Origin of the sequence: Vibrio harveyi NBRC 15634 = ATCC 14126 = KCTC 12724 (genome assembly GCF_001591145.1) — a bacterium.
Classification (GTDB): Bacteria; Pseudomonadota; Gammaproteobacteria; order Enterobacterales; family Vibrionaceae; genus Vibrio; species Vibrio harveyi.
Genome location: NZ_BCUF01000004.1, coordinates 1 through 15,654 on the forward strand (window position 1 = coordinate 1; position 15,654 = coordinate 15,654).

Sequence of the window (15,654 nt, forward strand, 5' to 3'; positions counted from 1 at the left end):
GGTTACTTGGGTATATCAATACAAAAAGAGCCGCCTAAGCGACTCTTTATCAATATTTTCGGACTGTATTAGTCAATTTTACCGTGGCACTGTTTGTACTTTTTACCGCTGCCACATGGACAAGGCTCATTACGACCCACTTTACGCTCTTCACGAACCATTGGTTGGTTAGACGTTTCTTCAGACTCTTCGCCTTCAGTTAGTGGGTTTTGTGCTGCTGCGTGTTGAGCTTGGGCACGACGAGCTGCTTCTTCAGCTTGCGCGCGACGTTGCTCTTCCATACGCTCAACTTCTTCTTGTTGTTGAACACGTACGCGAGATAGCACGGTAATCACATCCGTCTTAAGCGCTTCTAGTAAACCTTCAAACAGTTCAAACGACTCACGCTTGTACTCTTGTTTCGGGTTCTTCTGCGCATAACCACGTAGGTGAATACCTTGACGTAGGTGATCCATTGCCGCTAGATGCTCTTTCCAAAGCGTGTCTAGCGTTTGAAGCATAACTGACTTCTCGAAGTTGCGAAGTACTTGCGCACCGACTACTTCTTCTTTCGCTTTGTAGACTTCAACTGCTAGGTTGATGATCTTCTCACGCAACGCTTCTTCGTATAGCTTGTCGTCTTCTTCAAGCCATTGCTTAATAGGCGCATCTAGATCGAAGTCCGCTTTCAAACGCTCTTGAAGACCTTCCACATCCCACATATCTTCTAGAGATTGTGGTGGAATGTATTCATCGATGATCGCAGTAACAACATCTTCACGGTTTTGTTCGATCATATCGCTAATGTCGTCAACGCTCATTAGCTCATCACGTAATTCGTAAACTACTTTACGCTGATCATTTGCTACATCATCGTATTCAAGAAGCTGTTTACGGATGTCGAAGTTACGACCTTCCACTTTACGTTGTGCTTTTTCGATTGAACGAGACAACATCTTAGATTCAATCGCCTCACCTTCTTCCATACCGCTTTGGATAAGGCTAGCCATACGATCTGAAGTGAAGATACGTAGTAGTGAATCTTCCATCGATAGGTAGAAACGAGATGAACCTGCGTCACCTTGACGACCTGAACGACCACGTAACTGGTTATCGATACGACGAGATTCGTGACGCTCAGTACCAATGATGTGCAGACCACCTGATTCTAGTACTTGATCGTGAACTTGTTTCCACTCAGCTTTGATAGCATCGATCTGTTCTTTGGTTGGATCTTGAAGCGCTTCGACTTTCGCTTGCCAGCTACCACCCAACACGATATCCGTACCACGACCAGCCATGTTAGTCGCGATCGTTACCGCACCAGGTGTACCCGCTTCTGCAACGATCTCTGCTTCGCGTTCGTGGAACTTAGCGTTCAGTACATTGTGTTTAATCTTAGCTTTCTTAAGTGCGTTAGAGAGTAGCTCTGATTTCTCGATAGAAACCGTACCTACTAGAGATGGTTGACCTTTCTCTACGCGCTCTTTGATGTCTTCGATAATTGCAGCGAATTTCTCAGCTTCAGTACGGTAAACTACGTCTGGCATATCGTTACGGATCATAGGTTTGTTGGTTGGGATAACCACTGTCTCTAGACCGTAAATCGATTGGAATTCGAATGCTTCTGTATCCGCTGTACCTGTCATACCTGACAGTTTTTCGTATAGGCGGAAGTAGTTCTGGAAGGTGATCGATGCCAGCGTTTGGTTTTCGTTTTGAATCTTAACGCCTTCTTTCGCTTCAACCGCTTGATGAAGACCTTCAGACCAACGACGACCCGGCATTGTACGACCGGTATGTTCATCGACGATCACAACTTCGCCGTCATCATTGACGATGTAATCTACATTGCGTTCAAACAATACGTGTGCACGAAGCGCTGCATTAACGTGGTGTAGTAGGCTGATGTTAGTTGGAGAGTAAAGTGTATCGCCCTCTTCCATCAGACCATTTTTCACCATTAGTTCTTCAACGAATTCTTGACCCGTTTCCGTTAAGTGAACTTGTTTAGATTTCTCATCAACCGTGTAGTGACCGTCGCCGCGGTATTCTTCAGAGTCTTCTTTATCTTGCTTTTGAAGATTTGGAATAAGCAGGTTAATACGAGTGTATAGATCCGAGCTATCTTCTGCTGGACCAGAGATGATCAGAGGAGTACGAGCTTCATCGATAAGGATTGAGTCCACTTCATCGACAACTGCGAAAAAGCGTTCACGTTGAACACGGTCTTCATTGCGGAAAGCCATGTTGTCACGTAGGTAGTCAAAGCCAAACTCGTTGTTTGTACCGTAAAGGATATCAGCTTGGTAAGCTTCTTTTTTCGCTTGAGGAGGCATGTTTGGCACGTTCACGCCAACTGTCATACCTAAGAATTCAAATAGTGGACGGTTAGTCTCAGCATCACGTGTTGCTAGGTAGTCGTTCACTGTGACTACGTGTACACCTTTACCTGGAAGTGCGTTTAGGTAAGCAGGAAGGGTTGCAGTTAAAGTTTTACCTTCACCAGTGCGCATTTCCGCAATTTGACCGCCGTTCAGTACCATACCACCGATAAGCTGAACGTCGAAGTGACGCATACCGTAAACACGCTTAGATGCTTCACGAACCGTAGCAAAAGCTTCTGGAAGTAGCTTATCAAGAGTCTCACCTTGCTCTAGGCGCTCACGGAACTCAACAGTTTTCGCTTTTAGCTCTTCATCAGAAAGTGCTTCGAACGTTGGTTCGTAGTTATTAATCTCTTTTACAATTTTTCTAAGGCGGCGCAGTGTTCGGTCGTTGCGACTGCCAATTACTTTTGTCAGTAGCTTAGTTATCATTTTTCGTGAATCTCTCTTTAATCAGACCGTTCCCGATCTACTCGTAATGCCTTCAGTCTCTGCCAGTTTGGAACTAAGAATACTGAGATAAATCATTTATCAAAGATATTGAGTTCAAACATCCATATTTCAAGGCTAAATTTTGAATCAATGTGGCTTAGTGTAAGGATTTTTCGTCGATACAACCATAAATAGACGTATTTGTTTGAAGCACTCGTAAGTTTTTAGACAAACTGATGATGTATTAGCCACTATTACCCCCTCATCAAAGCGCAAAGTCAGTATTTTATAAGCCATTCTTTAGAAGAATCAGCCTCTAGTGGCTAAGTTCAAATCGTCGCTATGAGCTGAAGATAAAGGCAATAATGTAAACCATCGCCCAGTAGAAAGCTGCTTTTGAATACCCATATCTCAACAAAATTAGATTTTACCTATGTAAGATCATAATTTTATCGCCTTCACTTAAAAAGGATCCTAAGTTTGGTGTTCAACGTTAAAAGATCATAATGGTAAGAAAAGGATCGGCAACGCCTTGCCAAGCGGTAAAAAGTGGCAATGTTTCACTATTCGCCATTGCCATTTCTAATAGGCATTTACAGGACATCTGTATTCATTGAAAGTAATATCTTCACAGAAGATCGTTGAACGATCATTTGCAGAACGCTTCACATGCTGCCAAAAGCCTATGTCAAACAAAGCGTACGTCAGAAATATAGACTCAACATTCAGATACTAAAAAGCCAGGCATTGCCTGGCTTTTTTAATCTGTTTGCGCTGTTTATTACGCTAAAACCATGTTTGGTTCTGCAAAAGCAACTGGTGAACCCACTTCTTCTTCGAATGTTGTCCATTCCCATGCTTCTTGATCCGCAAGAACTGCACGTAGAAGTTGGTTGTTTAGACCGTGACCTGATTTGAAAGCACGGAACTCACCGATAATGGCATGACCACACATGTAAAGGTCACCAATAGCATCTAGTACTTTGTGAGTAACAAACTCATTATCAAAGCGTAGACCTTCTTCGTTAAGAATACGGTAATCATCCAGTACAATTGCATTATCGAAACTACCACCAAGAACTAAGTTCTGAGACTGTAAGTATTCAATATCACGCATGAAACCAAACGTACGTGCGCGAGAAATTTCACGAACGAAACCTTGAGATGAGAAATCAAACAGAAGACGTTGCTCGTCTGATTCAATCGCAGGGTGGTTAAAGTCGATTTCGAAGTCCATACGGAAGCCATTAAATGGAACAAACTCTGCCCACTTATCGCCATCTTCAAAACGAACTGGTTTCTTAATACGAATAAAACGCTTAGGTGCATTTTGCGTTTCAACACCAGCTTGCTGTAGCAGGTATACAAACGGGCTTGCACTGCCATCCATAATAGGAATTTCAGGAGCGTCTACTTCGACAATAATATTGTCGATACCCATACCAGCAAGTGCTGCATTCAAGTGTTCTACAGTTGAAATTCGCACGCCTTCATCGTTCACCAATGCTGTACATAGCATAGTGTCACGAACAGACGCTGGGTCAGCTGGAAAATCTACAGGTGGGTTTACATCTGTACGACGGTAAATGATACCTGTGTTTGCAGCAGCTGGGCGCAGAGTAAGTGTGACTTTACGACCAGAGTGGAGACCCACACCAGTTGTTTTCACTATTTCTTTCAGAGTACGTTGTCTGATCATCTGCTTGCCTCTCTAAAATATGCTACAAAACACGGTCGTCTGTAACGTCGACCGTGAATGCTACCATAATCTTGAGCTATGTCAAATTTATGGGTTAAAGATTAATCAGCCTGACGACGCAAAAATGCCGGGATATCTAAATAACCACTTTCCTTCTCTTGCTTAGGAGCGGCAGAACTCTGACCCGCAGAAGCTGGAGAAGAAGAAACTGTGTTTGTCGGCTGAGGAGTTACCTGTGGCTTCTCTTGCACTGGAGTAGTTTGCAAAGTCTGTGCCGGTTTCTCTTCAGCTTGTGGTGCCGCAGCTTGCTGTTGTGGTTGAGCTTGCGGAGTCGCAGTTGGTGCTACTTTCGCTTTGCCACCAGCAACTAGCGTAATGTCTGGTTTTTTCTCGTTGCCGATACCTGTCGCAACAACTGTTACGCGGATTTCATCAGTCATATCTGGGTCTAGAGAAGTACCGATAACTACGGTTGCATTGTCAGAAGCAAATGCTTTCACTGTGTTACCAACAGTCTCAAACTCATCAAGACGCATATCCAGACCAGCAGTGATGTTAACAAGAACACCACGAGCACCAGCTAGATCGATGTCTTCTAGAAGTGGGCTAGAAATTGCCATTTCCGCTGCCTCTTCTGCACGATCTTCGCCTTTCGCGATACCGCTACCCATCATTGCGTGACCCATTTCAGACATCACAGTACGTACGTCTGCAAAGTCGACGTTGATCATGCCAGGGCGAGTAATTAGCTCCGCAATACCTTGAACAGCGTTCTTAAGAACGTCGTTCGCACTTGCGAAAGCTTCTAATAGCGTTACACCACGACCAAGTACTTTAAGTAGCTTTTCGTTTGGAATTGTGATCAAAGAGTCAACATGCTTAGACAGCTCATCGATACCTTGCTCAGCAAATGCCAAACGCTTTTTGCCTTCAAAGCTGAACGGTTTTGTTACGACCGCAACAGTAAGAATGCCAAGCTCTTTAGCTACTTCAGCAATAACAGGTGCTGCACCAGTACCTGTACCGCCACCCATACCTGCTGCGATAAACACCATATCGGCACCAGTTAGGGAATCTTTAATTCTATCTCTGTCTTCGAGAGCTGCCTCACGGCCGACCTGTGGATTCGCACCTGCACCCAGACCTTTAGTGATATCACCACCAATCTGAATGACATTGCCAACGCTTGTCTTACGAAGTGCTTGCGCATCAGTGTTGACGCTGATGAATTCCACACCTTCGATGGATTCACGCACCATGTGTTCAACGGCGTTACCACCGCCGCCACCAACTCCAACGACCTTGATTACTGCATCGTCAGACATTTCCATCATCGGTTCAAACATGTGTTGTCTCCGTTTATCCTGCAACTCAGGTTAAAACTCTTTTTGTATCCAATTACGCAATTTACCGAAAAAGCCAGTAACAGATGAGCGCTTAGGTTCATTATAATCGCTATCGTCGCTAGACTGCATGTCTCTTGCGTAATGAAGTAATCCAACTGCCGTAGAATGGTACGGCTCTTTTACATAGTCAGTTAACCCGCTGACTTCAAGCGGTTTGCCAACCCTTACTTGGTTGCGGAATACGCGTTCCGCACATTCTACCACTCCTTCGATTTGCGCAGCACCGCCGGTAAGAACTACACCCGCAGCGAGATGGTGCTTAATGCCCTCTTCGCGCAATTTCGCTTGTACAGAGTCGATAGTTTGGTTAACCAGTCCCATAAGCTCAGAGTATCGTGGTTCAATCACTTCTGACAACGTCTGACGTTGCAGACTACGTGAAGGTCGACCACCTACGCTAGGAACGTTAACCGTGTCATCCTTACTGACTAGTTCGCTCAAGGCACAGCCATATTTGACTTTTATTTCTTCAGCATCGCTCACTGGCGTACCAAAAGCAAAAGCAATATCGCTAGTTACTGCATTTCCTGCGTAAGAAAATACTTCAGTGTGACGTAACGCACCACCGGTCCAGATAGAAATGTCCATCGTGCCGGCACCGATATCAACCACACAAACCCCAAGCTCTCTTTCATCCTCGGTGATCACTGCATTACTTGCAGCAAGCCCAGAAAACACAAGTTGCTCTACTTTAAGACCACAACGTTCTACAGCCTTAATAATATTGCGTGCCATATCATTATGGCATGAGATCAAATGGACACTGACTTCCATTCTCACTCCTGATAAACCAAGTGGGTTTTTAATGCCCTCTTGGTAGTCGATGGTGAACTCTTGTGGAATCACATGAAGGATTCGCTGTTCATCACCGATTTTAATCGATTTTGCAGTATGGATAGCGCGATCCATATCTTCCTGAGACACTTCCTCATCAGATATGGTGCCCATGCCTTTTTCAATTCGGCTTGCGATATGCTTACCAGACAACGAAATAAATACTCGGCTGATTTGGCATTCCGCCATCAACTCAGCTTGATCAATTGCGCGTTGTACTGATTTTACAACCGACTCCAAATCATTCACGCCGCCTTTATCCATGCCACGTGAAGGGCTGCTACCCGCACCAATAATATTTATTTGGCCATCCGGTAGAATCTCACCCACTAGAGCTGATACGGTTGCAGTGCCTATATCAAGACCAACAATAATGTTGTCATCAGCGGCCTTAGTCATTCGTACTCTCTTGTTCTAACTCATGTTCAGGGAACCAACCAACTGCGGCTCCCGTATCGTACCTAAGATCGATATAACTGATTCTTTGAGTGTCACTGCCGAGCTTGTTATAAAGCAAAAAGAAGCGCTCTATCCGCTCATCCAGAGACTCTTTACCGAGCTCTAGTCGAATACCGTTATCAAGGATGATCTGCCAAGCTCGTCGTTCGTTTAACACTAATGACGAAATAGCCAGCCCCAACGTTTGGAACTTAGGACGGAGATCGCGATAGGTTTGCAAAACTTCCGGTCCAGTCTCATTGGGACCATATAACTTAACTTTTTCTTCCTTTAGCAGGCCAACATCACCATTAAATACTAAGCCATTAGCATCTAACAGCTCATTGCCATTCCAGATGGCAACGGGTTGATGTTCTGTCAAAAATACTTTTACCGTGTCTGGCCATTGCTTACGAATCGCAGCATGCGCGACCCATGGAAGGGCTTCGACACTTTGCTGCAACACATCAATGTCTTGAGACATAAAGGTGCCAATATGATCAATTTGTCCAAACGCTGCTTGCACATCGTCTGCTGTGACATACTCCAGTTTTCCCTGAAGTACAATTTTGGAGAGAGGTAACCTTTGGTCATCCCACATCCAACTGATCGCTGAGTACAAAACAGAACTAATTAAGGTCACCACAACAAAGAAAAATAGCGCACCCAAGATTTTATCTTGACGACCACGGTTATTGTCCGTGTTAAGTCGCTCTTCATTCAGTGCAATATTCAACAACGTCTTCGTTTCCTGACTTTTGTCCTGTACTTTTCACCGTGTTAGTACACATTGGCAAAAGCATTGACTTTAACCTTGGGATTATACTGAGCTCTTGTAAACTATCAAACACTGATAGTGATAAATCACAACGTTCTTGACGCAAAATCGAGATCTAGGTCTTTCTCTGCACTTTGCGCCCGTCCCTATTGTTAGCCAAGCATCTTATTTATATTCAATTCAAGAGCAGCAAGCTGCTTGGCAACTTTACCAACATCACCTGCGCCTTGAGTCAAAATCAGGTCGCCATCTTGTATAACGTTAGCCAAAACTGAAGGTAATTGCTCGATTTCTGGGACAAAAATTGGATCGACCTTTCCGCGACTACGAATAGTGCGGCATAAAGCACGTCCATCCGCGCCGGCAATCGGTTTTTCGCCCGCTGCGTATACATCCAACATGATCAGAACATCCACTTGCTCCAGCACATTCGCAAAGTCATCGTATAAGTCACGGGTACGGCTATAACGATGAGGCTGGAAAATCATGACGAGACGTTTATCCTGCCAGCCACTGCGTGCTGCGTTAATCGTCACGTCCACTTCTGTTGGGTGATGACCATAGTCATCGACAAGCATTGCATGACCATTACCAGTATCGAACTCGCCTAAATGATCAAATCGACGACCTGTACCTTGTGTACCCGCCATTGCTTTTAAGATCGCTTCATCACTGATGTCGTCTTCTGTAGCAACCGCAATCGCTGCAGATGCGTTCAATGCGTTATGGCGACCAGGGATGTTCAGCGTGATATCCAGGTTTGCACGACCTTCGCGAACCACAGTGAACTTGCCCTGTTGACCTTCTTGATGGTAATTCTCTATGCGCACATCAGCGTCTTCAGAGAAGCCGTAAGTTATCACTTGGCGACTAATACGTGGAATAAGCTCACGAATGACTGGATCGTCAATACAGACAATAGCTTGACCATAAAAAGGCAAGTTGTGAAGAAAATCGATGAATGTCTGCTTCAACGTTTCGAAATCGCCACCGTAAGTATCCATGTGGTCAGCTTCGATGTTCGTCACGATGCTTACCATAGGTTGTAGGTGCAAAAATGAAGCATCACTTTCATCTGCTTCTGCAATCAGAATTCGGCTCGAACCTAAGCGTGCATTTGTACCTGCACTCTTAACTAAACCACCGTTAACAAACGTTGGGTCAAGACCTGCTTCAGAATAGATTTGCGTAACTAGAGCAGTCGTCGTCGTTTTACCGTGTGTACCCGCAACAGCAATCCCGTGACGGAAGCGCATTAATTCAGCAAGCATCTCTGCTCGACGCACGATAGGGATACGCAACTCACGTGCTGCCATCACTTCTGGGTTTTCTTCGTTGATCGCGGTTGAAACCACAACAACACTGGCTTTTTCAACATTACTTGCTTGGTGACCGATAAATACCGTCGCACCTTTTGATACTAAACGCTCTGTCACTGGGTTCTCTGATAAATCAGAGCCTGTGATTTGGTAGCCTTCGTTCAACAGCACTTCTGCAATGCCGCTCATGCCCGCACCACCAATACCGATGAAGTGGATGGATTTCACGCGGCGCATCTCTGGCACCATTGCGCGAATCTGAGCTAAGTCTTGTGTATGTTGGATAGTCATCAATTCTATTCTCAATAATTCGTTAACGCTTTTCGGTCAAAGCGACAATGGCTTGTGCGACAACTCGGTCCGCATTCAATTTTGCAGCGCCACGCGCTTGCTCTGCCATTGTAAGTAAAGCATGTCGATCCAATTGTTGGATCTGCTGAGTCAGTGACTCAACGGTTAAATCTGGTTGTTCAATCATTTTCGCTGCACCGCAATCCACTAAGTGATCTGCATTTAATGCTTGCTGACGGTCTTTATGCATAAACGGAACGAAGATAGCACCCACACCAGCAGCAGACACTTCAGATACCGTTAGCGCGCCTGAGCGACAAACCAGTAAGTCTGCCCACGCATAAGCTTGCGCCACATCATCGATAAACTCTGTTACCTCTGCATTCACCACGCCATTGCCTTGGTATGCTGCGTTGACTTCTTCCGCTGCGCCTTTGCCCGCTTGATGGCGAATAATGTAATCTTGACCCAATTTCGCCATCACTTCTGGCAGAGTTTGGTTAAGAATGCGTGCGCCTTGGCTGCCACCCATAACCAGAATGCGAATTGGACCTTGGCGTTCTTGCATGCGTTCGGTTGGCGCGACCAATTGAGTCACGTCTTCACGAACTGGGTTACCAACCACTTCGGCATTTGGAAAAGCGCCCGGGAAAGCTTGAAAAACCTTCTTAGCGATTTTTGATAACCATTGATTCGTTAAACCTGCTACTGCATTTTGCTCGTGCAATACGACAGGGATTCCGCTCACCCAAGCCGCAATACCTCCGGGACCACTGACATAGCCGCCCATGCCCAGCACTGCATCGGGTTGCCAGCGCTTCATATGAGTGCGAGCTTGCATGATGGCATTAATAATCTGAAATGGTGCCGCAAGAAGGCGCTTAACGCCTTGACCTCGTAGACCTTTTACTTTGATAAAGTCGATTTCGATACCGTGTTTTGGCACCAAATCAGCTTCCATTCTATCCGCGGTACCCAACCAGCGAATTTCCCAACCTTGCTCTTGTAGCTGCTTAGCTACCGCTAGACCAGGGAATACGTGACCGCCAGTACCACCAGCCATCACCATCAAACGTTTATTTTTCTTCATCGACTTGTTGTTCTGATTCTTTCTTGCCGTGCTTTAAGCGGCATTCATGATCGATACGCAGCAAGATAGACACCGCCACGGACATAATAATAAGACTCGAACCACCATAACTGATCAGTGGAAGAGTAAGACCTTTGGTTGGAACGATACCGGCAGCAGCGCCGACGTTAACCAACGTCTGGAAGGCAAACCAAATACCAATACCAAATGCGAGGTAACCACCAAACATTTCGCCTTCTTCGAACGCTCGTTTGCCAATGTAAACCGCTTTAAGCACCAAGCTGAAAATCAGCATTAGCACTAACACGACACCAACAAAACCCAGCTCTTCAGCCAGTACCGCAAACACGAAGTCAGTGTGCGCTTCAGGTAGGTATTCAAGTTTTTGGATTGAGTTACCAAGACCTTGACCAAACCACTCACCGCGACCAAATGCCATTAAAGATTGCGTTAGCTGATAACCACTACCGAATGGGTCTTCCCAAGGGTCTAAGAACGAAGTGACACGACGAATACGGTATGGCTCGACCAAAATCAAGCCAACAACAGCCGCAATACCGGCAATCATTAGAGCCAAGAATTGTGTCAGCTTCGCCCCTGCAATGAACAACATGCCAAACAAGGTCACCAACATTACAACCACAGTACCTAAATCGGGCTGCCCCAGGAGCAATACTGCGAAGAAGGCAAATACCATGATTGGCTTCATAAATCCGCCAAAGAAAGTCTGACGGACCTCGTCTTGCTTACGTACTAAATAACCAGACATGAAGACAAATAGCGAGAGCTTGGCGACTTCGGCAGGCTGCAAGTTAAACAGACCGAGAGGTATCCAACGCGATGCACCGTTCACCGACTTACCCGCGAGCAGTACAACAATCAGTAACCCAAAAGAGAGCCAAAGAAGATAATGACTTCTCTTAAACCACTGCTCTAATGGCACTTGCAGAATTACGGAAGAGACACCTATCGCGAGTACAAGAAAGGTTGCATGACGGAACATGAAATGAAATGGCTGATCCGTCAAACGAGAGCTGATTGGAAATGATGCTGATGTCACCATCACCAACCCCGTTAACATCAAACCCAACGCAATCCATACAAGCTGACGATCAAAAAGCGCCTCAGGTGCAGGATGCTTAAGCCAAATACCAATGCTGCGTTTAACGTTACCTAAACCCACGAAGTGTGTGACCTTTAATTATGCGTATTTCTCGGCAAGAGCTGCGAATGCGTCACCTCTTGCCATAAAGTTGTCGAATTGATCAAAGCTAGCACATGCCGGAGACAGCATCACCATATCACCCGTTTTTAACTGCGAAGATATCTGTTGAATCACATCTTCCATGGTGTCGAAACGAGTTGCTGATTCGTGCAGTGGCATAAATTCATCGCCATCAGCGCCAAAACAGCAAAGTTGCAGGTTCAGTGTCGCGAAGATCGGTTTTAGTGGAGTGAAATCCGCACCTTTACCAACACCACCAACGAGCAAGTACAGTTTGCCCGTCGACTCTAAACCAGAAAGCGCTGCCATAGTGCTCGCAATATTGGTCGCTTTTGAGTCATTCACCCATTTTACGCCACGATTATCCGCAACCACTTGGCATCGATGTGTCAAACCCGTGTAAGTTTTAAGTGCATTCAATGATTTGTGATAATCCACACCTGCCGCTTTAAGCAGTGCAAGTACGACTAGAGCATTGGCTAAATTGTGCTTACCAACCAGCTTTAGCTCATCACTAGCAATGACACGCTGACCATGATCGAGCAACCAAGTACGATTGCCATCCAATTCAAGACCGTAAGCTTGCTCATCGTTCCCGAATGTCACTAACGGCATATCAATATCAGGGAAGGTCTCTTGGTCATCTCGATTTACAACTGCCAGTTCTACATGGTTGAAAATACGCAATTTAGCTTGTCGATAATCCGCCATGCCGTCATAACGATCCATGTGATCTTCAGAAAGGTTTAGAAACGCAGCGGCTTTGAGTTTTAAGCTCGACGTAGTTTCTAATTGGAAGCTGGACAATTCAAGGACATACAAATCTGCATCTTGCTCTAGCAAATCAAGAGCAGGAACACCGATATTGCCACCGACACCTACTGTTAGACCTGCGGCTTTCGCCATGACACCAGTTAAGTCCGTTACTGTGCTTTTACCGTTAGAGCCAGTAATCGCAATAACAGGTTTATCGGCAGCCCAAGCGAAGAGTTCAATATCGCCAACAACTGGCGTCCCTTTTGCAAGAATGACTTGAATTTCTGGTGTCGCCAAAGCAATGCCGGGATTAGTCACAACTAAGTCAGCTTCTGCAAGCCACTCAGTATTCCACCCGCCACTGTGCAATTCGACTTGCTCAGGCAAGCGTTCAGCCCCAGGAGGGTTAGTACGCGTATCAATGACTTTGACCGCTAGTTGCGGTTGTGTTTTTGTTAGGTGTTTAACGACAGAGAGCCCGGTAATACCGAGCCCTACAACAACAACCTTATGTATGTTTTGCCAACGTTCCATATTTGCTCACGCAATTTGTCTTATTCTTGGAAAATGCGATTAACGCACTTTCAGTGTCGCTAGACCAATCAGAACAAGAACCATAGAAATAATCCAGAAACGCACGATTACGCGAGGCTCTGGCCAACCTTTCAATTCGTAGTGATGGTGAATCGGTGCCATACGGAAAATACGTTGACCACGTAGCTTGTACGAACCTACCTGTAGGATTACCGACAGTGTTTCCATTACAAACACACCACCCATGATCACCAATACCAACTCTTGACGAACAAGTACTGCGATCGTACCAAGCGCACCACCAAGAGCAAGTGAACCAACATCACCCATAAACACTTGCGCTGGGTATGTGTTGAACCACAAGAAACCAAGACCCGCACCAACAATTGCCGTACATACAACTACCAACTCAGATGCGTGTGGTAGATATGGAATGTGGAGGTATTCTGAGAAGTTAACGTTACCCGTCGCCCACGCAATCACGGCAAAGCCGGCTGCGACTAAAACGGTCGGCATAATTGCCAAGCCATCCAGACCATCGGTTAGGTTTACCGCATTACTGGTACCCACAATCACAAAGTAAGTGAGGATAATGTACATGAAACCAAGTTGCGGCATGATGTCTTTGAAAAATGGCACAACAAGTTGAGTAGCGGCTGTGTCTTTGCCATAAGCGTACAACGCAAACGCCACAACAAATGCAATCAACGACTGCCAGAAGTACTTCCAACGAGCAATCAAACCATCGGTGTTCTTACGAACGACCTTACGATAATCGTCGACAAAGCCAATCGCACCATAACCTAACAACACGGTTAGTACTGCCCATACGTAAGGGTTTGATAAGTCAGTCCACAAAAGAATGGTGATAGAAATAGCTGCCAAAATCATGATACCGCCCATCGTTGGGGTACCACGCTTGCTAAAGTGGGATTCTGGACCTTCGTTACGGACAACCTGACCAATTTGTAGCATCTGTAGACGCTTGATCATGATAGGTCCCATCCATAGGGATAAACCTAAAGCGGTTAATACGCTGAGGATTGCTCGAAAAGAGAGGTATTCAAACAATCGGAAAAAAGATAGGTATGGCTGTAGCAGCTCGGCAAGCCAAATAATCATTAATAATACTCCTTCAAAGCAGCAGCGACTTCAAACATACGTGCACCGTTCGCCCCTTTCACCAACATCGTGTGATGCTCAGGAGCCGCTTGGTCTAGATGCTGCTTGATGTAGTCAATCATCTCTTGATGTGTCTCAAAATGGATGCCGTCGCAGAGTTCGCTAATAACCCTTGCATCTGCACCATACGTGAGAACATGTTCAAATTTTTGTGGGGCAGCATGTTCCCCGACTTGACGATGAAGTGCAAGACTTTCCTCACCCAACTCCGCCATATTGCCTAAAATCAACCAACGTTGTCCTTGAAATGCCGCTAGCAAATCAACAGCAGCCTTCATTGCGGGAACACTTGCGTTGTAGCTGTCGTCAATCAGTTTGATCTTGTCGCTCAGCTCTTCCACTTCGACACGACCTTTAACTTTATTAAGATGCTTAAGACCAGCTCGAACCTCTTCTAAGGTCGCTCCCATTTGCAGTGCAATGATAGAAGCGGCAATTGCGTTAGACACGTTGTGTTGACCAATAATACCCAGAGACAGTTCAATTTCTTGTGAACCTGCGGCGATATGTAAGTCAAAGCTTGCTTCACCTGCGGCGTTCATCACGATATTTGTCGCATAAAAGTCAGCGTTTGTGTTGCTTTGTGAGAAAGTAATCACCTTCTTATCAGCGAGAACCCCCTCCCACTTAGCTTCACCATGACTGTCTAAGTTCACAATCGCGACGCCACCAGCGGAAAGCCCTTGGTAGATCTCTCCTTTTGCTTGCTTCACTCCATCAATCGAACCAAAGCCTTCAAGGTGTGCTGCAGCTACGTTGTTAACAAGGGCCATATCGGGTTTAACTAATTGAGTAGTATAAGCAATCTCACCAATGTGGTTTGCTCCAAGCTCAATCACAGCGTAGTCATCGTTTTTTTGCGAACGTAATAGTGTCAGCGGAACGCCGATGTCATTATTAAAGTTACCCGCAGTAAATAACACCTGACCTTTCAATTGTAAGATACTTGCGACCATCTCTTTTACTGTGGTTTTTCCACAACTTCCGGTGATCGCAACCGTTGGTGTTTGACATGATTGGTGAACCCACGCAGCAACTTCGCCCAATGCTACCTTACTATCAGCAACAACAACTTGAGGCACATTCACATTAAGTGTTTTTTGCACCAATAGTGCCCCAGCACCAGACTCTACGGCTTGTTCACAGAAATCATGAGCATCAAAACGCTCACCGACTAAAGCAACAAACAGTGCCCCTAGGTCGATTGTGCGAGTATCAGTAGAAACAGATTCGATGGCAACGTCATTGCCAACCAATTCACCACCTGTGATTTCAGCAATTTGAGAAAGCGTTACGGTGATCAT

General features: G+C 45.5%; 11 protein-coding genes. All 11 read right to left on the reverse strand.

Annotated features, from left to right (window positions below; all coding sequences use genetic code 11):
- Positions 1-68: 68 nt before the first annotated feature.
- The 11 genes from secA to VHA02S_RS03055 all read right to left on the reverse strand — a co-directional run bounded on the left by secA (position 69) and on the right by VHA02S_RS03055 (position 15,654).
- A complete protein-coding gene (gene secA / locus VHA02S_RS03005) occupies positions 69-2,798 on the reverse strand; it encodes a preprotein translocase subunit SecA (protein WP_009697611.1) in 2,730 nt (909 codons plus the stop codon).
- A 781-nt stretch (positions 2,799-3,579) separates the two neighbouring features.
- Entirely contained in the window at positions 3,580-4,497 is a 918-nt protein-coding gene (gene lpxC / locus VHA02S_RS03010) for a UDP-3-O-acyl-N-acetylglucosamine deacetylase (protein WP_005447804.1), read from the reverse strand.
- Positions 4,498-4,598: 101 nt separating this feature from the next.
- Positions 4,599-5,843, reverse strand: coding sequence for a cell division protein FtsZ (gene ftsZ / locus VHA02S_RS03015; RefSeq protein WP_009697610.1), 1,245 nt, complete (start codon positions 5,841-5,843; stop codon positions 4,599-4,601).
- A 30-nt stretch (positions 5,844-5,873) separates the two neighbouring features.
- Positions 5,874-7,136, reverse strand: coding sequence for a cell division protein FtsA (gene ftsA / locus VHA02S_RS03020; RefSeq protein ID WP_005447800.1), 1,263 nt, complete (start codon positions 7,134-7,136; stop codon positions 5,874-5,876).
- Complete coding sequence (locus VHA02S_RS03025) at positions 7,129-7,914, reverse strand: cell division protein FtsQ/DivIB (protein ID WP_009697609.1); 786 nt, start codon at positions 7,912-7,914, stop codon at positions 7,129-7,131. Before VHA02S_RS03025 ends, ftsA begins: the two co-directional genes overlap by 8 nt.
- A 191-nt stretch (positions 7,915-8,105) precedes the next feature.
- Positions 8,106-9,563 (reverse strand): UDP-N-acetylmuramate--L-alanine ligase, encoded by a 1,458-nt coding sequence (gene murC / locus VHA02S_RS03030; RefSeq protein ID WP_005447797.1) that lies wholly within the window; start codon positions 9,561-9,563, stop codon positions 8,106-8,108.
- Positions 9,564-9,585: 22 nt separating this feature from the next.
- Positions 9,586-10,653 (reverse strand): undecaprenyldiphospho-muramoylpentapeptide beta-N-acetylglucosaminyltransferase, encoded by a 1,068-nt coding sequence (gene murG / locus VHA02S_RS03035; RefSeq protein WP_038897796.1) that lies wholly within the window; start codon positions 10,651-10,653, stop codon positions 9,586-9,588.
- Entirely contained in the window at positions 10,640-11,836 is a 1,197-nt protein-coding gene (gene ftsW, locus VHA02S_RS03040) for a cell division protein FtsW (protein ID WP_009697607.1), read from the reverse strand. The genes murG and ftsW overlap by 14 nt, the downstream gene beginning before the upstream one ends.
- An 18-nt stretch (positions 11,837-11,854) precedes the next feature.
- Positions 11,855-13,168: a UDP-N-acetylmuramoyl-L-alanine--D-glutamate ligase gene (murD, locus tag VHA02S_RS03045; protein ID WP_038897795.1), complete on the reverse strand. Its 1,314-nt coding sequence runs from the start codon at positions 13,166-13,168 to the stop codon at positions 11,855-11,857.
- A 39-nt stretch (positions 13,169-13,207) separates the two neighbouring features.
- A complete protein-coding gene (mraY, locus tag VHA02S_RS03050) occupies positions 13,208-14,290 on the reverse strand; it encodes a phospho-N-acetylmuramoyl-pentapeptide-transferase (protein ID WP_005447790.1) in 1,083 nt (360 codons plus the stop codon).
- Positions 14,290-15,654 carry a UDP-N-acetylmuramoyl-tripeptide--D-alanyl-D-alanine ligase gene (locus VHA02S_RS03055; protein WP_038897794.1) on the reverse strand — a complete coding sequence of 455 codons (1,365 nt, stop codon included), beginning with the start codon at positions 15,652-15,654 and terminating at the stop codon, positions 14,290-14,292. Before VHA02S_RS03055 ends, mraY begins: the two co-directional genes overlap by 1 nt.

What these genes read in the sequence shown, in the direction of transcription:
- secA (WP_009697611.1), bottom strand. Translation starts at nt 2,798, where the DNA reads ATGATAACTAAGCTACTGACAAAAGTAATTGGCAGTCGCAACGACCGA.
- mraY (WP_005447790.1), bottom strand. Translation starts at nt 14,290, where the DNA reads ATGATTATTTGGCTTGCCGAGCTGCTACAGCCATACCTATCTTTTTTC.
- ftsA (WP_005447800.1), bottom strand. Translation starts at nt 7,136, where the DNA reads ATGACTAAGGCCGCTGATGACAACATTATTGTTGGTCTTGATATAGGC.
- murG (WP_038897796.1), bottom strand. Translation starts at nt 10,653, where the DNA reads ATGAAGAAAAATAAACGTTTGATGGTGATGGCTGGTGGTACTGGCGGT.
- murD (WP_038897795.1), bottom strand. Translation starts at nt 13,168, where the DNA reads ATGGAACGTTGGCAAAACATACATAAGGTTGTTGTTGTAGGGCTCGGT.
- ftsZ (WP_009697610.1), bottom strand. Translation starts at nt 5,843, where the DNA reads ATGTTTGAACCGATGATGGAAATGTCTGACGATGCAGTAATCAAGGTC.
- murC (WP_005447797.1), bottom strand. Translation starts at nt 9,563, where the DNA reads ATGACTATCCAACATACACAAGACTTAGCTCAGATTCGCGCAATGGTG.
- VHA02S_RS03055 (WP_038897794.1), bottom strand. Translation starts at nt 15,654, where the DNA reads ATGATCACCGTAACGCTTTCTCAAATTGCTGAAATCACAGGTGGTGAA.
- lpxC (WP_005447804.1), bottom strand. Translation starts at nt 4,497, where the DNA reads ATGATCAGACAACGTACTCTGAAAGAAATAGTGAAAACAACTGGTGTG.